The 21,699-nt window shown below is 73.0% G+C and carries 10 protein-coding genes and 1 pseudogene; 4 read left to right on the top strand and 7 right to left on the bottom strand.

All coding sequences use genetic code 11. The features are described from left to right. Positions 1–181: 181 nt before the first annotated feature. Entirely contained in the window at positions 182–2,329 is a 2,148-nt protein-coding gene (locus O0S08_RS09205) for a hypothetical protein (RefSeq protein ID WP_269038665.1), read from the bottom strand. A 619-nt stretch (positions 2,330–2,948) separates the two neighbouring features. Here O0S08_RS09205 and O0S08_RS09200 point away from each other — a divergent pair. The 4 genes and pseudogenes from O0S08_RS09200 to apaG all read left to right on the top strand — a co-directional run bounded on the left by O0S08_RS09200 (position 2,949) and on the right by apaG (position 6,036). Beyond that, the gene (locus O0S08_RS09200) at positions 2,949–3,509 is read left to right on the top strand and encodes a hypothetical protein (protein WP_269038664.1); all 561 of its coding nucleotides are present in this window, start codon (positions 2,949–2,951) and stop codon (positions 3,507–3,509) included. 46 nt (positions 3,510–3,555) lie between these two features. Then, complete coding sequence (locus tag O0S08_RS09195) at positions 3,556–3,741, top strand: hypothetical protein (RefSeq protein WP_269038663.1); 186 nt, start codon at positions 3,556–3,558, stop codon at positions 3,739–3,741. 918 nt (positions 3,742–4,659) lie between these two features. After that, positions 4,660–5,397 (top strand): annotated as a pseudogene (locus O0S08_RS51235) (aldehyde ferredoxin oxidoreductase C-terminal domain-containing protein); the annotation flags it as partial. A 255-nt stretch (positions 5,398–5,652) separates the two neighbouring features. Continuing rightward, positions 5,653–6,036: a Co2+/Mg2+ efflux facilitator ApaG/CorD gene (apaG, locus tag O0S08_RS09185; RefSeq protein ID WP_224193758.1), complete on the top strand. Its 384-nt coding sequence runs from the start codon at positions 5,653–5,655 to the stop codon at positions 6,034–6,036. A 252-nt stretch (positions 6,037–6,288) separates the two neighbouring features. Here the strand turns inward: apaG and O0S08_RS09180 are convergent, their stop codons facing one another. The 6 genes from O0S08_RS09180 to O0S08_RS09155 all read right to left on the bottom strand — a co-directional run bounded on the left by O0S08_RS09180 (position 6,289) and on the right by O0S08_RS09155 (position 21,399). Further along, on the bottom strand, positions 6,289–6,702 hold the full coding sequence (locus O0S08_RS09180; protein WP_269038662.1) for a DUF6210 family protein: 414 nt from the start codon (positions 6,700–6,702) through the stop codon (positions 6,289–6,291). A 128-nt stretch (positions 6,703–6,830) separates the two neighbouring features. Beyond that, positions 6,831–7,382, bottom strand: coding sequence for a hypothetical protein (locus O0S08_RS09175; protein ID WP_269038661.1), 552 nt, complete (start codon positions 7,380–7,382; stop codon positions 6,831–6,833). Positions 7,383–8,296: 914 nt separating this feature from the next. After that, the gene (locus O0S08_RS09170) at positions 8,297–9,073 is read right to left on the bottom strand and encodes an alpha/beta fold hydrolase (protein WP_269038660.1); all 777 of its coding nucleotides are present in this window, start codon (positions 9,071–9,073) and stop codon (positions 8,297–8,299) included. A gap of 116 nt (positions 9,074–9,189) precedes the next feature. Beyond that, positions 9,190–16,962 (bottom strand): tetratricopeptide repeat protein, encoded by a 7,773-nt coding sequence (locus O0S08_RS09165; RefSeq protein ID WP_269038659.1) that lies wholly within the window; start codon positions 16,960–16,962, stop codon positions 9,190–9,192. A 433-nt stretch (positions 16,963–17,395) separates the two neighbouring features. After that, on the bottom strand, positions 17,396–19,657 hold the full coding sequence (locus O0S08_RS09160) for a hypothetical protein (RefSeq protein ID WP_269038658.1): 2,262 nt from the start codon (positions 19,655–19,657) through the stop codon (positions 17,396–17,398). A 278-nt stretch (positions 19,658–19,935) separates the two neighbouring features. Next, positions 19,936–21,399, bottom strand: a complete 1,464-nt coding sequence (locus O0S08_RS09155) for a hypothetical protein (RefSeq protein WP_269038657.1) — start codon at positions 21,397–21,399, stop codon at positions 19,936–19,938. Between the last annotated feature and the right edge of the window lie 300 nt (positions 21,400–21,699).

Here is a 21,699-nt window from a genome sequence, read left to right as displayed (position 1 = left end):
CGCCGCTGCCATGTCAACACATCAGCGGGAGCACGACGGGGGCCGCCGACGGGGTGGGCCATGGTGCCGTCCTGTCGCAGCCTCGCCACCGTATGGTTGTCCCGCGATTGCGGGCGCACGAACACCCGCGACGTCCCGGCGCGCCGCCGAAATTCCGCGACGTCCGCTTCGTCCGCGGCCTTCAGTTGACGTTGGCGACGCTGACGTGGAACGGCCAACCAGCGACCGCCAGTTCGCCCGAGAACTCGTGATCGCCCGTGCCGTCCTCGCCGGGGCCGTAATTGGCGCCCTGAGGCCCGCATCCGCCGTCCTTCCAGTCCTCGATCTTGACCCAGCCGAACCGATAGCTGAGCAGCTTCCGGCCGTCGAAGTCGGCGACGGTCCGCACGTCGGCGCGGTCCGAGTACCACACCGCCACCGGGTCGTTCATGCGGCTGTCGCGGATCTCCTCGTAGACCTCCACCGCGTCCTTCCAGGCGACCACGTGCTGGAGCGCCCGCTCGCCGCGGCACACCACGATCACGCCGTCGTTCATGCCGTGGATCTCCTGCGTCTTGTCGTCGACCTTCTCGGGCACGATGTCGAGGAACGTCGAATGATCGGCCACGAGGCCGCGGTGCATCACCAGAGACGTCGGGTGCTGGCAGATCTGCCCGGTCGCCACCGCTGCCGGCTCGCCGGTGGCCTGCTCGCCCTTGCCGACCTCGAACCAGCTGGCCATCAGCCGCCCGGGCGTGAACACGTGCAGCACGCCGTCGTCGCCGGCCGCGTAGGCCTTCCACACGTCGACGCCATTGGTCGGGCCGTAGATCGCCTGGCTCTTGTCGAGGCCGACCCGCACCGCCCGCGGCCCGGGGACGTCGAACACCGCCGCCACAGTCGGCCGCGCGCTCTCCGGCGCGAGGTCGAAGGTGAAGGGCCACACGTCCGCCGGCGCCTGCGGCAGCACCTGGTCGCCGGGCTGCGTCTTGTCCCATACGAATTGCGACAGCGTCTCGCCGCAGCTGGCCTCGCTGCCGAAGTACATCGAATGGAAGTAGTCGAGCAGCGGCGCCAGATCGACGAACGCGACCTTGTCCTCCCACTGGCTGGCGACCAGCGCGTAGCCCTTGCGCGCGACCAGGTGCTGCAGCCAGCCGCCATCGGCGAAGGCGGAGATCGGCTGTTGATTGGCCGGGTCGGACATCTGCGCCTCGGCGGTGAAGCAGGTGTCGACCATCGTGTCCTTGTGCGGCCCGGTGAAAGCGACATTGCGCATCGACTTGCCGTTGGCGTCGTTGGGGTTCGTCCAGCCGTGGGTCGTGACCGCGGCGATGGAGGTCGGGGTGGCGAACGGCAGCGGCACGGTGCCGAGGAACTTCAGCTCGCGCACGCCGCCGGCGTTGAACAGGCCGTGGTACCACCACGAGTGCGCGTCCGGGGTCGGCGCGCGCACCGACAGCACCGCCAGCTCGCCGCGCACCTCCGCGGTGTTCCACAAGGTGACCAGCACGAATTCGTTGTTGCTGGTGATGGCCACCGCGCTCGGCCTCAGGTGCGGCGGGAATTGATAATAGGCGCCGACCGAGCCCGAGGTCGCGGTGCCGCCGGTGCCCACCGCCCCGCCGGCGAAAATGGCGACGCCATCGTTGGTCCAGTTGCGCTCGCTGCGAGCGACGGCGATCGGCTGACCCAGCGAGGCCGGGTCGTACTCGGGGCGCGTGACGTACGGCTCGGGGCTATCGAGCAGCTTCGGGTGGCTCGAGATGGCGCCCTGCTCCCACGCGTGCGTCTGGATCCGGTCGACCCCCGGCGTGGCCGCGCCGACGCCTGCGGAAGGCACGTAGATCGCCTGTCCGGAGACGCTGCCGTAGCAGCCGCCGCCCTCGGGGCACACGCCCGCCTGCACGGGGATCCCGTCGGTGAGGTAGCCGCCTCCGCACGTCTGCCCGGTCGGACCCCACACCTCGGACGCGTCGTTGGCGGCGTCGCCGTCGTGCAGCTCGGCCCACGTCGGGCCCAGCCGGCAACTCACCGCCTCCTTGCTCCAATCCTCGGCGACTTGCTCGTATCGCGCAGCGTCGATCTCCCCGCTCACACTGTCGACAATGCCGGCGCCGCAGCGAGCGTACGGCCCCGTCGGCGCCTCGCCGGTGTCGCCGCCCGTCTCGCCGGTGTCGCTCGTCCCGGTGGTCGGCGGATTGGCGGTGCCGCCGGTCGGCTCCCCCGCGGTCTCGCTGGCAGCGCCGGTCGAACCCGCCGTCTCGGTGCCTCCGCTGCTGCCGTCGCTCGCCTGACAGGCGAGCACGCCGAGGATGGGGAGGAGCTCGTGCAGTCGTGGCGTCTTCATCGCAAACCCCCGTGGAGGTGCATGATCGCCGCGATCGCGGCGTCCTCGGCGTACTCGACGATCGGAGTCTTCGCGGGGCGCGTCGAACCCACGCAGGGGCTGCATCGCCTCGCTCGCAAGCCCCAGGAGCGCCCGCTCGGCGTCGCCTCGCAAATACCTCGACGACGAGAGATGGGGCGTCGCCCGACGCTGCAACGGGTTCCCCTCGCCCGCCCACGCGGGCTCCTGCGCGCAATCGCGACGAGGCGCGCTCGCACCCGTCGCGGCTCCCTGCCGCGAATCATGGCACCGACGCGGCGCGCCCCGATCGAAGGACACCGCGAATCGAGGCATCGCGTCGGCGCCGGCGAATCGTCACAGCCGCGACGATCGGCCGATCGTCCTGGCGGCCCCGCCTCGCGCTGCACACAATGTCTCTCGGGACAGGTCCAGACGCACCTCGCCTCGGCCCGGCGGCTCGCCCCGGCCCCGGACCGCCGAGCTCGGTGCCGGCCCGAGCCGGGAGGGGCTGTGGGCGAGACAGCGATCTCGGCCGGCGGGAGCGCCGGGGCGCATTTCGGCGGCGAGCGGCTGCAGCCCCGTGGACGCGGGCGGCGACGCGCTCTAGACTGCCGCGGCTATGGCACGAAGCAAGACCAGCAAGTGGGTGGGCCTCGGGCTCGCGGCGACCTTGGGCATCGGCGCGTACGAGTTCGGGCTGTTCGACTGCGGCAGCACCAGCGAGGTCAAGCACCTCGCCAATCAGGTGTGGATCGAGCGGCTCCCGCAGAACGACCGCGACCAGATCCATCACCTCGTCCTGCTCGAGCAGGGCCGCGACCGCTTCGGCGCGTTCGGCAAGAGCTCGCAGTGGCGCCACTTCCTCGAGATCTTCGCGTGGCACCGCGAGCAGAACCGCCTGACCCTCCACCTCCCGCAGGACCGCGTCCGCGTCAACCTCGAGGCCCGCGTGTGGGAGTGCGAGGACGAGGCGCCGGCGCCGTTCGAGCTGTGCCTCGAGCTCAAGGGCGAGCGCGGCCACACGTCCCGCTACTACAGCCGCTACGAGTGGGTCATCGAGGGCGGCAAGGCGCCGCACATCGAGGGCCTGCCCGAGCTGGCGCCCCACGCCGCGCCCACGCTGCCGGAGGGCGTCGAGTTCACGCCCGACCCCGAGGCCCAGGCGCTGCTGGCCCGCTGAGGCGGGCTCACCGTGCGTCCCGCGCCTGCGCGCGGGCGCCTCGCGCGTGGAGGTCCCCGCGAGCACGCTCGCGTCGATCCTCCACGCGCTCGCCTTCACCCTGCCGGGCCCCGTCCCCGACCTCGTCCAGGACACCGAGCACGCCCTCATCGCCCTCGAGCTGGTCGCCGACCCCGACGACCCGATCGGCGACGGCATGGCGCTGGTGCTGATCTCCACCGCCGGCGGATGATCGCCTGCAGGAACATCACCAGGCCCTGTCGCGCGCATGCATCCGCGCGAGCAGGTCGAGCGGCGCCCTGCGGGCGCGTGGAGCTCCGGGCCGCGAGCCCGGCCGCCGCAGCGTGATTCGCCTGCATGCACATCACCAGGCCCGTCGCGCACATGCATCCGCGCAAGCAGGTCGAGCGACGCCCTGCGCGTGGAGCTCCGGGCCGCGAGCCCGGCCGCCGCAGCGTGATTCGCCTGCATGCACATCACCAGGCCCGTCGCGCACATGCATCCGCGCAAGCAGGTCGAGCGACGCCCTGCGCGTGGAGCTCCGGGCCGCGAGTTCGGCCGCCGCAGAGCGAGCGCCTGCTTGCACATCACCGGGTCCCTGTCGCGCGCATGGGTCCGCGCAAGCAGGTCGAGCGACTCACTGCCGTGAAGCTCCGGGCCGCGAGATCGGCAGCCGCCGAGGGATCTCCTGCATGCACATCACCAGGCCCTGTCGCGCGCAGATGTCCGTGCAAGCAGGTCGAGCGACTCACTGCGGGCGCGTGAAGATCCGGGCCGCGAGATCGGCCGCCGCCGAGTGATCGCCCGCACGCACATCACCCGGCCCTCTCGGGCGCACACATCCGCGCAAGGCTTTCGAGCGACTCACTGCGGACGTGTGGAGATCCGAACCGCGAGCTCGGCAGCCGCCGCGCGGACCGCCGCCGCCTCGATCTCACGCGATCAATCGCTCCGCGTCCGGCGCGAGGCTCGCCGTCGCGTCGGAGTTCCGGGATGGACATCGCGGCGCGGAGGCGGCGACCGAGAAGTATCGGGCGCTCGGGACCGCGGCCAACCTCGAGACCCTCGATCGCCCGCAGATCTTGCCGCGCCGTAACTTTCAGACAGTGTCGATCGGCCAGGCGGCCACGCAGCGGCTCGCGCCCGAGGGCTGGCCCGCGCCGGCGAACACGCGCGCGAGAGCTGCGCCGGCTGCACGATCGGCCGCGACCACTGCGACGGCGCCACGCGCATCGAGTACGAAACTCAGTTCGCCCTGGGCCCGCGGATCGACGTCGACGCCTCCGCGCGCCTGCTCGTGGCCGCCGGCGCCTGCGACGCGCTCGGCCTCGACACGATCTCGGCCGGCGACACTCTGGCGTTCGCCCTCGAGTGCGCCGAGCGCGGTCTCGCCGACTGGCCGCTCCGCTTCGGCGACGACGTGCTGCCGTGGCCCGGCGCGATCGCCCGCCGCGAGGGCGCCGGCGATCTGCTGGCGGAAAGGACACGTCGCGCCGCGGCGGCGATCGGCCAGGGCAAGAGCGCTTCGCCTGCCACGTGAAGGGCCTGGAGCTGCCGGGCTTCGAGCCGCGGGCCATGCAGACGTTCGCGCTGGGTCCTGTGCGCCGCCAGCAGGGGCGCCGACCACAACCGCTGCCGCGCCGACCAGGCCGACCTGCCGGTCGGCGTCGACCGCCACCGCGCCGACGTGGCGCGCGCGCCCGCGCGAGTGATCGAGGCCGAGGACAACGCGGCCCTGCTCGACTCACGGATCTTCTGCAGGTCCTTGCGCGGGGCGATCCGCGAGCCTCGGCGCGAGGGCGCCGAATTGCTGGCGATGGTCACGGGCCTGTCTCGGGGCGAAGACGATCTGCGGCGGTCCGCACGCAGGATCGCCGCCGTGCGCCACGCCTTCGACCTGCCCGACGCTGGACGCTCGCCGAAGACCGCCTGCCCGACCGCTTCCTCGACGAGGCGCTCGAAGACGGCGCGTCGCTCCGCCGGGCCGACGTGGCGCGATGGTCGACGCATACCACGCCGCCCGCGGGCACGTCCCGCACGGGGGACCGTCGGAGCGCCTCCGCCGCGAACTCGAGCTCGATGCCTGGCTCACGGACGCCCCCCCCTTGCAAGGCCCCGCGTCGCTCGGCTAATGGGACCCCAGGTGACCAGGAGCGAGACGGAGGGGATCTGCGTCGAAGTGAAGACGCGCTATGTCGGCGGGCGCGCCCTGCCCGAGGGCGCACGCTTCGTCTTCGCCTACACGATCCGGATCTCCAACACCGGCGACGCACCCGCCCAGCTGTGCCGCCGCCACTGGTTCATCACCGACGCCCACGGCGGCGTCCGCGAGGTCGAGGGCGAAGGCGTGGTCGGCTCGCAACCACTGCTCCACCCCGGCGAGTCGTTCGAGTACACCAGCGGCTGCGTGCTCGAGACGCCCCACGGGGCGATGCACGGCAGCTACACGATGTTCCGCCCCAACGGCGCGTGCTTCGAGGCGCTGGTCGACGCGTTCGTCCTGGCTGACCCTCAGGCCATTGTTTGAAGGACATGTCCCCCGGGGCAGCCGCTCGGAGGCGCTCGGGCTCCGATGAAGTACGGCGAGACCCGCCGCGCGGAGGACGTCGCACGCCGCTCAGGCTCCGATGAAGCGCGGCGAGGTCGAGCGCGGAGGACATCGCACGACGCTCAGGCCCGACGAAGCGCGGCTACCCACCGGCCTTCGTGCTTCGCATCGAACACGCACGACAAACTCGAGACGGCGCAGCACGTCGAGAGCAAGAGCACCGGCGAACGATCAGTCGCTGTTCGCCCACACCAGGATGCCTTTCCACGGTCCGCTTCCCGAGAGCGGACAGCTTCCGCGCGGTATGACGTCGACGTAGACCCAAGCCTCCCCCGATTCCGCCAGCATCGTTCGATCTACGCGGAGGAACTCGGTCTCCCCATACCGGGCGAGGAGCGCGTCCACTTCGTCCGCCTCGCGCTCCGATAGATAGGGCGCATTCGCCAGGAGCTTGCCGAGCGCCTCCTCGACCGGTTCGGGGATGAACTCCGGGAACGTCTCGTCCAACGGAACGAAGAAGCCGCGCGCAGCGACCTGCTCGCAGCTGTTCCCGAAGACCTGCGATGTGTAGACGGCTCCGTGCTCGTCGAGGACGATGAGGCCGGGGCGGCTGAAGGCGATGTCAATCTCGATCGACGGGCTCACGGCGGCCCGAGGCTACACGTTTCGGTTCCGCGCAGGAATGCGACTCCCTTGCAAATCGCCAAATTCGGGCGCTGCCTGTTGCTTCGCCGTCCGCTCCGGTCCGCGAGGAAGGGCGCACCACGACCCCTTCACGCCGTCGTCGACCACGCGAACGCGGTCCAGCGCGCGGCTGTTCGCCCGAACAGCAGCACATCGTTCGAGGCGAACCGCAACGCCCAGACCGCCTCGAGCTGCTCCTCCGGCCATGTCCCGAAGGCCTTTCGCCCGGCGCGTACTCGACTCTTGCCGATGGCCGCCAACACCCACCGCGCCTCCTCCACGGCCCTCTCCGGTGCGAGCGGCGGGTACGGCCCAGGCCCCACCTCTTCTCGCCAGGAAGCATCCTGACAAGCCACCGCGTCCTCGCTCCACACCTCGTCGGCAGGCCACTCTTCCCACCAGCACAGGAGCCGCTTGACGAACCCGGCCAGCGCCGCAGTCGCCGCGGGAAATGCCTCGCGTGGCGCCGACAGCAACGCCGCCCTATCCATGAGCTCGTCCAACCGGTCGGGCTCGCACGCACTACAGCTCGCCACCTCGACGAGCGTCACCGCCGTCACCGGCGGCCGCAAGCCCGCCCGAAACACTTCCGGCGCCGGCAGCTCGAGCGGTGAGAAAATCTCTCGCACGCGCGCAAGCATAACAGCACCCCCAGCACCCCCGCGGCCGGCGAGCTCTTCGACACGACGACATCCATAGCCCGGCCCCGGACCCAAGCCGCCCCAACCGTCACTGCCCAAGAGAGCTTCCGAGAGCGGGGGCCGGGACGACCTGGACCGAGTTCCGGAGAACGAGGCGATTGCCGCCTCGAAGCACCCAGCAGCGGCGAAGTTTTAAACTGTCCGGATGGACATGTCTCATCGGACCTGGCCTCGCTAGCCTCGCCCCGCGTTCATCCTGACCCGACCGCGGCGCGCGACGTCTTGGCATGCCTGCGGCACCCAGCCTCTCCCGTAGGGCGGGATCGATATTCCCGCGAGAGTCCGGATCGCCCAGAGCGACGGCCTGCACCGGGACAAGCTCTTCCTTCGACACGACATCAACTTCGGCGCGGAGGCACTCGCTGCTCAGGCGCGGTCGGGCCCCGGATCTCGGCTCCGCCGACCGTCACCGCCACAAGAGAGCTCCCGTGGACGGGGGCCGGGGCGACCTGGACCGAGTTCCGCAGAACGAGCCAATTGCCCCCTCGAAGCACCCCTGCCGCCTCGAAGTTCGAGGACTGTCCGAGGGGACAGGTCGCCCCGGACACCGGCCTCGCGACCCTCGCCGCGCTTCATCCGGGGCCCGACCGCGCCGCGCGACGTCCTCTGCGCCACCGCTGCCCCCGACCGCGCCGTGCGACGTCCTCTGCGCCACCGCTGCCCCCGACCGCGCCGTGCGACGTCCTTCGCGCCACCGCTGCCCCCGACCCCCCAGTGCGACGTCCTCCGCGCACCGCTGGAGCCCGATCGCGCCCTGCGTCGTGCCACGGCTGCATGCTCGCAGCGAGGCACGGCGATTTACACAAGTCGAAGATGCCCCGAAGAACATGCCCCGAAGAGCATGTCCCGCCGATCTACCCGAGCCCCGCGAGGAACCCCGAGATCACCGCCACAGTCTCGTCGGGCCGCTCGACCTGCACGTAGTGCCCTGCCCCGCGGATGACCGCCAGGCGCGCCCCAGCGATCGGGTCGACCACCGTCTGGCGGAGGAACGGAGGCGGCATGAACGGGTCGTCGGTGGCGACCACCAGGGTGCGGGCCGTGACGTTCTTGAGGCGGTCGGTGAAGCTCAGGCCCGACCACGACTCGAACGCCTCGGAGATGCACTTCGACGGGATGGACGCGCCGGCGCCGAGCAGCCGATCGCGTGCGCTTTCGGACAGGTTCGTGCAGGCCATCCCGAGGATCGTCGCCTTCGACTCGCGGTTGTCGGCGCCGCGGAACAGCGCCGCTGCGTCGGGCGGGAACGGGATCCCCGACGCCGGCACCGGGCACAGCAGCACCTGGCCGCTCACTCGCTCCGGCGTCGCCGACGCGATCCACTGCGCGATCGCTCCGCCCATGCTGTGGCCGACCAGCACGAACGACCTGTCCCCGAGGACATCCATCAGCTCGGTCACGTCGGCCGCGTAGCGCTCGACCGTGTAGCCGGACTCGGGGCGGTCGGACTCGCCGGAGCCGCGGAGGTCGGGGATCACGAGCCGGTAGCCCGCGAGGTCGAGCCGCTCGGCCAGCTCGTCGTAGACGGTGCTGGACACCATCCAGCCGTGGATCGCCAGGATCGTCCGCGGCCCCTCGCCGAGCACGCGGTAGGCGATCTGGACCTTGTCGCTCGTCGTCATCGTCGGCATAGGCGGCGATGATAGGCCGAACGGACGCGGCCCGACACCGCGGCATATGGGGGCCTGAACGGCGAGAGGCGAGGCCCGCGGGTGGGACCTCGCCTCCGCCGCTGCGACACGCTGCGCTACAGCTCGCCGATCTGGCGCAGGAAGTCGGTCGCCTCGGTGCAGTTCGGGTCCTCCATCAACGCCTTCCTGCCCCACAGCACCGCCTTCTGGCGGTCGCCGCGCCGCTCGGCGATGTAGCCCTGGCGCAGGTACGCCACCGCACGGCTCATCGGGGCCGCCTCCATCAACGCGATGCTGCGGAGCACGCGGATGGCGAGGTCGTAGTCCTCGAGCTGCTCGGCCAGCGTCGCCAGGGCGACCGCCACGTCGCCGTTGTTGCGGTCGGTGTTGTGAGCCTCCTTGAGCCAGTGCAGCTCCTGCTCGGAGTTCTCCCGGGCCCCGGCCACCATCGCCTTGCGGTACTGCATCGCGCACAGGTCGGGCGAGCGGCGGCCCTTCATCGCCTCGATGGCCGCGTCGAGGATCGCGTCGGCCTCGTCGAACAGCTCGGCGGCGGCGTAGGCCTCGACGAGCAGCAGGTTGACCGCGGTGTCGGCCGGGCGGAGCTTGAGCGCCCGCTTGAGCGCGTCGACGGCCGCCTCCGGGTCCTCGTCGAGCAGCAGCTCGCCGGCCTGGCGCAGCGTCACGAAGCGGGACCCCTCGTCGCTGATCACGTCGGCCTCCGAGATCAGCAGGCGCGCGAGCGCCGGGTAGTTCTCGGTCTCCTCGAGGATCTGCTTCAGGCGCGCGCGCACGGCCTCGTTCTTCGGCTGGGCCTTGTGCGCCGCCTCGAGCCCGGCCTGGGCGTCGTGGGGCCGGCCGACCTTCTCGCACGCGTCGACCAGCTGCATCACCGCCTTGATCTGCTCCTCGCCCGACTCCGCGGCCACCAGCTTGGTCGCCGTCTCGATCACGCTCTCCCACCGGCCGGCGGCCACGTCCATCGCAGTCAGCTGGCGCAGCGCCTCGGTGTCCCCGGGCGCGTGCTCGATCCACCCGGACAGCGCGTGGCGAGCCTGGTCGTCGGCGCCCTCCTTGCGCAGGACGTCGGCCAGCCGCAAGGTCGCGCTGCGCTCACCGTCGCGGTCGCTGCGCTTGGCGGCGGCGCTGCGCCAGCGCTCGAGGCCGTCGATGAGGTCGGGGATCAGCTCGGCGCCGACCAGGCCGTAGGCCTCCTCGAGGTCGGCGGAGGCGCGGGCCTCGTCGCCGATGATCATGCGCAGCTCGGCGCGGCGGCGCAGGAACTCGACCTGGTCGTCGCGCTCGAGCGGGCGCCAGTCGATCGCCTTCGTCAGCTCCTCGACCGCGCTGGCGTGCTCGCCGGTGTCGCACAGGCGGGCGATGAACTCGCGCAGCAGCTCGTTGTCGTTGGGGTCGACGGCGACCGCGATGCGCAGGACCTCGGCCGACTTCTGCGCGTCCATCAGCTGGTCGACGAAGATCGACGAGGCCTCGCGCAGCAGCCTGACCGCCGTGGTCGGGTCGATCGCGCGGTCGGCCGACGCGACCAGCAGCTCGGCCAGGCGCTCGAACTCGCCGCGCTCGCGGTACCAGGCCTCGAGCCGCTCGCGCAGCTCGTCGCTGTCGGGCGCGGCCTTGTAGCCGGCCTCGAGCACGCGGCTCGTGGCCTCGCGCTCCGCGAGCTTGTCGTACTGACCCGCGAGGTCGAGCGCCAGGCGGACCGCCGCCGCGCCGGTCTCGATCGCCAGCAGTCGCTCGCCGATCTCCGCCCGCTCGCGCGGGTCGTGCTCGCCCTCGGTCAGCGCCAGCATCGCCTCGATCAGCGCCCGGCTCTGCGGCGCGAAGTCGAGGGCGGAGCGGTAGACCGCCAGCGCCTCGTCGGGCTGGGTCTTGCGCAGCAGGTCGCCGAGCCGCAGCGTCGCCGCGATCACGCCCTCGCTGTCGTTCGCCCCCTGCGCCGCGAGGATCTGCTGGTTCAGCAGGTCGACCAGCTCGGAGTCGAAGCCTGTCTTTTCGAACACCTCGGCCAGCAGGCTCTCGGCCTGCTTGTGACCCGGCTCCTCCATCAGCACGTCCTTGAGCAGGCGGACCACCTCTTGCTCGTGGCCGCCGGCCTGCAGCAGCGCGTCGACCAGGTCGAGCCGCAATTGATTGCGCTCACCGATCTCGGCGAGGCTCGGCAGGGTCGACTCGACCAGCTGCTGCAGCCGCGACGGGTCGCCGGACTTGCGGTACACCTCCATCAGCGGCGCCCACACTGCCTTGTTGCTCGCGTCCTGCAGCAGCAGGTCCTCGTAGACCTCGGCGGCCAGCGGCAGCTGGTCGGGCTGCCCCGCGGCGAGGCCGGCGAGCTCGAGCTGCAGCTCGAAGGTCCGCGGCAGGTGCCAGTGGGCGGCCGACTCGCGCAGGTAGTCGACCGCGCCGCGCAGGTCGCCCGCGGCCTTGCGGCGGCCGGCGAGGGTCAAGTACGTCTCGGCGATGAAGTTGGCGCTGTTCTCGCGCTCGTTGGCCAGCTCGACCACGCGGACCAGCAGCTTCTCCGAGCGCTCGGCCTCGCCGAGCTCGAGCGCCAGGTTCGCCGCGTCCTCGGCGACCTTCGGATCGACGCCCTCGACGTTGACCTTCTGCTCGAGCCAGCCGAGCAGCGCCTGGCGGTCGCCGAGCTTGCGCACGATCTGCTCGTACAGCTCGCCGAGCTCCTTGTGATCGGGCGCGGCCGCGAGGGCCCGGCGCAGCACCGGCTCCGCCAGGTCGAGGCGCGGCTCGGTCTGCAGCGCGCGGCGCATCGCCGCCACGCCGGCGTCGCGCGACTCGGGCGCGGCCAGGTGGATCTCCGCCAGCCCGAAGGCCGCGCGCGCGCGGACCTCCGGCGACATCGAGTCGTCGGGGGAGTTCGCGATCCGCTCGAGCAGCTCGACCTGCCGCGCCGAGTCGCCGCGCCCCGCGGCCAGCCGCGCGAGGCCCATCCACGCCTCGACGACCCGCTGACCGCCGGCCTCGACGCGCCCGTACAGCTCGGCCGCCCGCGCGTGGTCGGCGAACTCGCGCTCGACGATGTCGGCTGCCCGAAGGAGCAGGTCGGCCTGCAGCCCCGCGTCTTGCTTGCGACGGGCGCGGTCGACCAGGCCGATCACCGCGTCGACGTAGCGCGCGCTCTGGCCCAGGCGCGCCGCCAATTCGGCCGCCGACCGCTGCAGCGCGTCCGAGGCCGGATCTTGCTGCAGCGCCTCGAGCCGCAGGCCCAGCGCCTCGTCGGCCTGGCCGGTGGCGTCGAGCGCGTCGGCCAGGTCGCCGAGCACGCTGCCACGCGCGGCGGGGTCCTGCGCCGCGGCCAGGCGCGAGCGCAGCACCCGGACCAGCAGCGGCGCGTCGCCACGGCTGCGCAGCGCCCGTTGCAGCTTGCGGGCCTCGCGGTCGTCCTGCAGCGCGGCCTCGATCGCCGAGCCGAGCAGCTCCTGGGCGAGGTCGGCCTGCCCGCGGCCCTCGGCGAGGCGGCTCAACTCGTACTGCGCCTCGGCGATGCCGATCAGGCGCTCGTCGCCGTCGACCCCGCGGCGGCGCGCCGCCAGCAGCAGCGCGCGGTAGCTGCGTTCGGCGCGGGCGAGGTCACCTGCATCTCGGGACAGCTCGGCCAGCAGCTGCAGGCTGGCGACGTCGCCGACGTCGATCGCGGTCGCCAGCTCGAGCTGGGCCACCGCCGCCTTGGCGTCGCCCAGCGCGCGCGCCACCTGGGCCAGCTTGTAGTGCACGCGGGCGCGCTCGGGCGGCCGCCGGCGGCCGAAGTCGGCCAGGAGCCGCTCCAGGACCCCCTGCGCGTCGGCCCAGCGCTCGCCGCTGACGAGCGCGTCGGCCAGGTAGGCCAGCACGCCGCGGTCGTCGGGCACGAGGGTGTGCAGGCGCTCGAGCACCGGGATCGCCCGGTCGAGCTCGCCGAGGCGGTCGCGCACGATCGCCGCCGCCTCGTACAGGAACGCCAGCACCTGCTCGCGGTCGTCGGTGTGCTCGGCCGCGACCTGCAGCAGCGACGCCAGCCGCTCGAAGTCGCCGGCCTCGCGCACCAGCCGGATCAGCAGGTCGCGCGTGCGCGCCTCGGCCGGGTGATCGCTGACCGCCCGGGTCAGCACCTCGATCGCCTTGACGTTGCGACCGGCGCCCAGCAGCGCGTTGGCGAGGCCGAGCACGATGTCGGTGCGCTCCGGCCCCTCGGGCGTGCGGACCAGCCGCTCCGTCAGCCACGGCACCGCCTCGGCCGGCTCGTTGCGACCCACGTGCAGCCGCGCCAGCGCGTCGAGGTTGTGGAAGTTGGGCGCCAGGGCGGCGGCGCGGCGGTGGCTCGACAGCGCCAGCTCGACGTCGCCGATCCGCCGCTCGGCCAGCTCGGCCAGCTGCGTCCACAGCCGGACCGCGCGCGGCTTGTCGTCGACCTGCTCGAGCCGCGCCGCGTGCTCGCCGAGGAACTTCGCCAGCTCGTCCGGGCTGGCCTTGTCGGCCAGGATCTCCGTCAGCGCCGCGAGCGACGGATCGTGGCTCGGGTCGTCCTGCAGGTTGTGCCGCAGCGCCTCCACCCTGCCACCGCGCTGCTCGATCACCCCGACCAGCCGCGCGATCTCCAGCCGCAGCTCGAGGCGGCGGGCCGCGTCTGGCTCTTTGGACAGCTCGTGCTTGCGCAGCTTGAGCAGCTCGGGGAACCGCTCCTCGGCTTGCAGCAGCGGGCCGAGCAGGCGCAGCACCCGGAGGTCGTCCGGGTCCGACTCGAGCGCCGCCTCGTACAGGCCGATCGCCCGCTGGCGGTCGCCGAGCTCGGCGAAGATCCCGGCTGCCCTTACGCGCATGTCCTGAGAGACAGGCTGTTCGAAGGGCAAGGTCGACACCTTGGCCAGCAGCTCGGCCGCGGCCCGGCGGTCGCCGTCCTGCTCGGACAGCTGCGCCAGCTTCTGCCCCGCCCAGCCGACGCTGGCGTCGTTGCTGCGCTTGCCGGTGGTCGCGACCCCGCGGCTCCACAGCGCGGTCGCGCGGCTCAGCAGCCGCTGGAGGATGTCGCGCGTGATGTCGGTGTCGCCGAGCAGCCCGAGCGCCAGCTCCGAGGCCTCGTACAGCGGATCGAAGTCGGTCTCGCTCAGCTGGTCGAGCGCCAGCAGCGTGTCGATCAGCGCCGGCTCGGGCGCCGCGCGCTGCAGCTCGGCGAGCGTCTGCAGCCGCTCGCGGTGGCCCGGCTGCGTCGCCACCGAGCGCAGCAGCGCCTCGCGGGCGGCCGCCACGTCGCTCCGCCGGTCGCGGTGCCACAGCGCCACGCGGGCCGCCACGAACGCGTACAGCTCCGGCGTGAGCGAGCCCCTGGCCGCGTTGGCGGCTGCCTCGAGGGACAGGGTCAATCGATCCCAGCCGGCGTGCTCGCCGGCGAGGCCCTCGACCAGGACGAAGGTCGCCTCGTCGATCTTCTGGTCGCCGACGATCTGGCCGAGCAGCGCGTGCGCGGCGGCCGAGAAGTCGCCCACCGCGGCGGCGCTGCGGATCGCCCCGCGGACCGCCTCCGCGTCGCTGCGCGTGGCCGCCAGCACCGCCTGGTAGGCCGCCAGCGCCCGCGCCGAGTCGCCCAGCTTGTGCTCGGCCAGCCGCGCCTCCGCCAGCCGCAGCTCGGTCGCGCGGTGCGGCTCGCCGGCGATCGGCGCCGCGGCGGCCTGATGGAACGCCCCGGCCGCGGGCGCGAAATCACCTGTCTCTTCGGACAGCCGCAACAGATCGCGCTCGATCGAGCGGTCGGCCGGCGCCAGCGGGAACGCCCGGGCCAGCGCCGCGACCGCGGCCGCCTTGTCGCCGGTGTGCGCCTCGTGCAGGCGGGCCGTCTCGCGCAGGATGTCGACCTGCTTGATCGCGTCGCCCTCGGCCACCGCCAGGCGCGAGTCGGCGATCGCCGCCAGCTCGCTCCACTCGCCGCGGCCGCGGTACAGCTTGCCGAGCACCTCGACCGCGCCCGAGCGGGCCTCCGTCTCGAGCGTCGCCAACAGCCCCGTGCGGGCCCCCGCGTGGGCCGGGTCGGCGGTCAACGCAGTGTCGTAGCAGGTGACCGCGCGGCCGGGCGCGGCCAGCTCGCTGCGGAACACGTCGCCGAGGCGGGTCGACAGGTCGGCCAGTCGGGCGGTGCCGTGACCGGCTGCCCGATCGAGCAGGTCCGCGAGGTCAGGCCAGCGCGTGACCTCGGCCAGCAGCGACGCCAGCGCCTCGACCGTCTCCTCCGTCTCGCCGAAGCCGCGCACGATCTCCTGCCAGGTCGTGATCGCCCCCGGCAGGTCCGCGAGGTGCTCCGCCTGGATCTCCGCCACCCGCACCAGATCGGCGCGGCGCTGGTGCTCCAGCACCGGGCCCGCCGCGCGCTGGCGCAGCACCTCGACCACCTCGCCCCAGCGCCCGAGGCCCTCGAGCACCGCGATCGCGGCCGTCAGCGCCTCGGCGTCCTCGGCGTCGAGGGCCAGACGGGCGCGCCAGCTCTTGAGCGAGCGCTCCAGGTCACCTGACCCGAAGGCCAGCTTGGCCGCCTCGCCGAGCACCGTCGTCTGCGTCGGGCCCGTCTCGAGCTCGCCGAGCCGCTCGAGCACGGTCAGCCGCTCCGCCGCCTGCCCCGACTGCGCCAGCAAGTCGTCGAGCAATCGCGCCGCCCGCAGCGCCAGCGCCCGGTCGGCCTTCGGCTCGGCGAGCACGCGCTGATACAGCTCGATCGCCCCCGCGGGATCGGCCAAGGACGTGCGATGGACATCGCCCGCCTCGGCCCACAGCGCCGCGCGCCGGCCCGGATCGGGCTCGCTCGCCGCCGCGGCCGCGAGGCCCTTCACGTGCAGCGCGTGCTGGTCGTGCAGCTCCGCGAGGTGACGCAGCCGCCGGTGGTCGTCGACCGAGGCCGGCAGCGCGCCGACCACCGCCACGTAGTGCTCCATCGCCGGCGCCGGACGACCGGCCACCACCAGCCGCTCCGCGAGCTCGCGGTGGAGCCCGATCGCCGCCTGCGCCTCGGCGAACCCGAGCGCGACCCCGAGGATCCGGATCACCTCCTCGCGCAGGTCGGCCGCGTCGTAGCTGGTCCGCAGCAGGTCGAGCGCGCCGGTGCGGACCGTCGTCGACGCCTCCGCCAGCACCAGGATCCGCTCGAGCAGCCCCCACGCCTCGCGGTTGCCGACATCGTCGGCGAGGAGGCCGCGCAGCTCCTCGAGCGCCTCGCCGGGCTGCGCCAGGCGATCGAGCCACAGCTCGGCGATCTTGACCGGCAGGCCCGCGGTCGCCTCGCGCCCGAGCAGCCCGATCCGCCGCTTGTACAGCGAGATCAGGTCGCGGTGGCGGCCCTGCTTCTCGAGCAAGCGCTCGAGCGCCGCCTCCAAGCGCGTGTCGTTCGGGCGCAGCGCCAGCAGCTGCTGCATGTAGTCGACCGCGTGATCCGGCTGGCCGGCGAAGTCGCGGGCGATGTCGGTGGCCTCTTCGAGGATCCCGATCCGGCGCGCCTCGTCGATCGAGCTCGAGGCCAGGATCTGGTCGTACAGCGCCAGCAGCTCGCTCCAGCGCTCGTTCAGGGTCAGCACCCCCGTCAGCCGCTGGAACGCCCAGCCGTCGCCGGGCTGGACCGCGAGCACGCGCCGCAGCACCTCGGTGAGCGCCGCCTCGTCGCCCGGGAACCACTCCTCGAAGAAGGCGACGGCGCGCGGACCGACGACGGCGGCCGCGGCGGGGGTGAGCTCCTTGGCGAGGATCTCGCGATAGAGCGCCGCGATCGCGGCGGCGTGCTCCGGCTCGCCGAGCGCCTCGACCTGGTCCCAGCGGTCGGCCCGCTCGGGCTCGCTGCGGACCGCCGCCGCCGCGCCGTCGAAGCCCTGCTCATCGGGGATACGCGAAGATGTGTCTGCCATCGGATGCCTCGTGCCTGCCCTAACCGGCGCCGCGCCTGCGCGCACAAAGGCGCGCGTCAGGCCGTATCGGCCAGGGTTGCACCATACCAGTCTTTGCCTATCCCGCGGGCCGGCGGGGCCGCGCACCCCCGCGCCTGCCGTGTCGTCCACGCGAACCACCGCGCGACACACCGCCGGCACATTTCCGCGCGCCGCATCGCCGCGTCCGCGACGCATCGACGCAGGTCCTCCGCGACCAGAGCCCCGATCGATTCACCCGCCCCGAGCGGTGACACCACGGCATGTCGCTGCGCGGCCTCTGCCTCGTGACTGCATCGGGCAGTCACGCGCGCCGCGAGTCCGCAGCCCGACGCCGACGGCTCGCACGCGTCCCGCCATCGCAAGCACCTCGCGCACTTCTCGCCGGCTCACGCCTCGGCGTTCGCGCCGGCTGTCACTTGCGGGCGCGCGGCCTCTCCCGGCCGTCATGTTCGGCCGGCCCGCGCTCCGTCGCCGCGCCGAGGAACCGCCGCAACCACGCGTGGCAGCGGGGGAGCACCTGCTCGGGCGCGAGCGACACCACGTCCGGCATGTGCAGCAGCAAGATCTCGGCGACCCGCTGCGGCCCCCACGATTGCCGGGCCACCCATTGCCAGTCGGCCGCGATCTGCCCCCGGCGCTCCTCGGGGAACGCCGCCGCCACCGTCTCCGGCCGCGTCAGCGCCACGAGCAGCGCCGAGACATCGTTCCGCCGGATCTCCGCGCGCCTCGGCACCAGCCGGCGGTCGATCGCATATAAAAGGATGACGACCACGAACGCGGCCAGGCGCTGCAGCCGCGGCTCGTGCTCCGTCGCCGCCCGCCCGCGCGCCAGCTCGAGGTCTCGCGCCAGCTCGGGCGCCCCGTCGGGCGTCAGCCGGCTCGCCAGCTCGAGCGCCGCGTCGATGTGGAGCAGCCGCGGGCTCAGGTGGCCGGCGCTGCGCGGCCCCGGCGGACGGGCCTCGCCGAGCTCCGCGAGCAGGGCCCGGTCGAGCGCCGCGTCGAGGTCCTGGTCGCGGGCGAGGACGACCTCGAGCACCTCGCGCTGCAGCACCTCGTCGTCGGCGGCGAGGCTGACGAGCGTCAGCTCGAGCAGCAGGGCGCGCTGGAACAGATCTCGCACCGTGCGGACCTCGGGCGGCGGGGTCTCGGCGAACAGCGCCGCGGTCGTCACCGGGCAGGCCGCGCCGCCCTCGGCCAGCACGTAGCCGAGCGGCGCGGCGCGCAGCAGCGGCAACGCGAACGTGCCCCACATCTCCTGCAGCTCCGACAGCGCCACGAACAGCGGCCGCGCTCGGATCGCCTCGTCGCCGACCTCGAACAGCCGCTCGCGCCCCGGCAGCCCGCGGTGCAGCACGAACGCGTGCTCCGGTCGCCACCAGCCCGCGCGCCGGCCGAACACCAGGAGCCGCGCCATCGCGTCGTCGCGGTCGCCGACCTGACCCGCGGCGAGCCCCGCCAATCCTTCGGGCACCTGCGACCGCACCGCCTCGATCGGGCACCCGCCGGCGGCCCAGCCCTGCGCCGCCGTGCGCAGCACCTCCCCGCCCGCGTCCGCCAGCGCCGGATCGCGGCCCAGCGCGTCGCCCAGCTCCGGATGGTCGTGCACCCCCGCCGCCGCCACCAGCGGCGCCACCCACTCGGCCCGCTCCGGCGCCGCGATCGGGCTGTCGCGATCGGCGACGATGCGCGCCATCAGCAGCCGATGCGCCGGTCGCTGCGGGTCGAGCACCGCGAGCAGCTGCCGCTGCAACGCCTCGAGCGAGTCGGGCGCCGCCTCCGTGCGGGCCAGCAGCACCGTCAGCATCGCCAGAGTCACCGGCCGACGCGCCAGGGCCCGCCGCGCCGGCGCTCCGTCGATCGCCGCCCGCACCCGCCCCGCGGTCGCCGGCTCGAACGCCCCCGGCAGCCGCACCCACCGATCGACGAACCGGTCGATGTCCGGCCGCGCCAGCGGTTGCAGGTACACCCGCCGCAGCGACCCGGCCGCGCGCAGCGCCTCGAGCTCCGGCACGTCCGCCGAGCGCGTGGTCAAGAGGACAGGTGCCCCCGCCGCGCACAGCTCCGCCGCCCACCGCCCGACCGCCGCCCGCGTCGGCCCCGGCAGCTCGTCGAGCCCCGCGATCAGCAGCAGCGGCGGCTGGCTGCGCGCCCGCAGCTCGGCCGCCGCGAAACCCGGCGCGAACGCCCGGCGCACGTCGTGCTCGACCAGCGACCACCAGCGCTCCAGCGCCTCCGCCACCGTCTCGCAGCTGTCCCAGCGGACATCCATCCCCAACATCCCCAGCGGCCCGCGCACCGTCCGGCCGCACACCACCAGCGGCACCGGCAGCGCGTCACCCAGCCGCGCCCGCGGCGGCGCTCCGGTCGGCCCGCACAGCCCGAGCAGCAGGTCTTGCACGAGCGTGCACCCGCCGGCGCGCGTCGAGCCCACCGCCCACAGCGGCGACATGCCCTTTTCACCATGTCCGATGAGACATGTCTCGAGAGACTCGCCGCACTCCGTCAGCGCCGGCTCGTCGTCGTCGTCGTCGGCGACCGGCGCCGGCCCGACCCGCAGCGCGCGGCACAGCTCGTGCCACACCACGACCTGGTCGGGGGACATCAGGTCGTCGACCAGCGATTGCCCGAGGCGGAGCTCCAACCACTGGCGGTAGGTCTCGTCGGCCGCGGGCATCTTCCTGGATCGTGCCCTACCCTCGGCGCGAGCGCCAAAACCACGGCACGGAGAGCGGCCCTGGCCGGGCTTGCTGGCGCCTGCCCGTACGCGCGCACGCACCGCCATTCCCTCGGGAGCCCGTACGCGCGCCCGCAACCCCCGTTCGAGGGCCGTCCGTGAGATCGCCCGGCCCGCATGCGACGCCGGCGAGATCGAGGTCGTCGGCCCCCGCTACCTCGAGCCGGACCGCGAGATCCTCAGCCACCCGGCCGACGGCCGCGGATCGTCCCGCGACTTCAACCAGCCGCGCGGAGGCTGTGCGCCAGCTTGTCGGCCAGACAGTCGAACCCGCCCGAGAGGTCGGTGTTGCAGGTCGACTCGAAGCAGCAGCGGACCTGCGACTCGTCGGCCGGAGTGTCCGGATCGTCCGCGACGTCCAGCGCCTCGCAGAGCTGACGGATCCGCCCCGGCGGCAGCCCGTTGCCGGCGGCCGGGCTCGTGCACCCGGGCCCGATCCCGTAGTCGAACTCCTTCTGCGCCGGCGTGTCGCTGTCGTCCGGCAGGATGTCCTCCGGCGCCCAGCCGCGGTGGACCAGATCCTCGATCCCGGTCGTCGGGATCCCCGTCACCACCAGCATGAACACCGGCTTGTCCTGCTCGCCGCCGAGGACGTCGACCAGCAACCCGGTGTAGCGCGAGAGCGGCTGCAGCACCCCCTTCTCCTCCGGCACGCACGAGTCGTACGCCAGGTCGGGATCGGTGTCCTCGCAGGTCATGCTCGCGTTCCAGCAGATCGCGCTGGTCGGCTCGTCCTTGACCCCCGGCACGCCCGGTGAGTCCTCCCAGAATTGGTTGAACACCGGGTCGTCCACGTTCTTGGGATCGAAGTGCCGCAGGTCCAGCGCCGAGCAGTCGGTCTCGTCACCGACGAGGACGATCGCCAGCGCCGCCCCCGGGCGCAGGAACGGCTGCGCCCCCGCGTTCCACTCCGCCGCCGGATCGAGCGCCTGCATCATCGACTCGAGCGGCGACTCGAAGCCGCAGCCGTCGATGCCCTGAGGGAGCAAGCACTCGAGCGCCTCGACCACCGGGTCGCCCTCGCCGCTGGCCACCACGTTGTGCCCCTCCGCGTCGAACGCCACGAAGGGATCGACGGGCACTGCCAGCTGTCTCTCGGGACATGGTTCGAGGCACACGTCCGGTCGCTGCAGCGGGTTGGCGCCGAGCCCGGTGAAGCGGTCGAGCCGCAGCGCGCACGGGCTGGCGATCGGCGCGCCCATGGCCGCGTCGTAGTCGGGTTTTTCAAAGGGCTCGCACATCGGATGGCCCATGTCGGTCGTCGTCACCATCACGTGCACGTCGGGCTCCACCGGCAGACCGTCCTCGCCGACCAGCTCGCGCAGTCGGGCCACCAGGTGCGGCACCGCGGCCACGAGGTGCTTCTGCTCGTCGGCCATCCCGCCCGAGTTGTCGATCACGAACAGCAGGTCGAGGCGGTTGCACCCGCCCGTCACCTCGCAGGTCGGCGTCCCCCCCGTGGTGGTCTCGGGCGCACCGAGGTCGGCCCCGCCCCCGCCGGTCATCGTCATCCCCGCCGTCCCGCCCGACGTCCCCCCCGGCCCGCCCGACGTCGTCGGCGCATCGACGGTCCCCCCGCCGGAGGTCCCGCTCCCCGTGTCGGCCGTGTCGGTCGCCATCCCCGGACCCTTCGGCCCACACGCGAACAGCGACAGGAACACCACGGAAGCGAACGAGACCACGCGCATGCAACCTCGCCCTTATCACGGCTCGACCCGGCCGCGACGACATCCCGACGTGCGCTCGCATCACCGCACCGACGCGACTGAACCCCGCCGAACCGGCCATACCGCGAGTCCCGGGGGACACGCACCCCATGAAACCTTAGAACATGTCCAAAAAGACATTCTGTGCCTCGAGCTCAGTCTCGCATTGCCTACGTGCTCGACGCGACGCATGACATTGCCCGCACCTCGACCTCGATCCCCGCGCGGAGAGTCTCGCCGTTCAGGCGCGGTCGGGCCCCGGATCTCGGCTCTGCC

Origin of the sequence: Nannocystis punicea (assembly GCF_026965555.1) — a bacterium.
In the GTDB taxonomy this organism is placed as follows: domain Bacteria; phylum Myxococcota_A; class Polyangia; order Nannocystales; family Nannocystaceae; genus Nannocystis; species Nannocystis punicea.
Note: the sequence above shows the minus strand (reverse complement) of the source record. Positions and strands in the feature narration are given on the sequence as shown.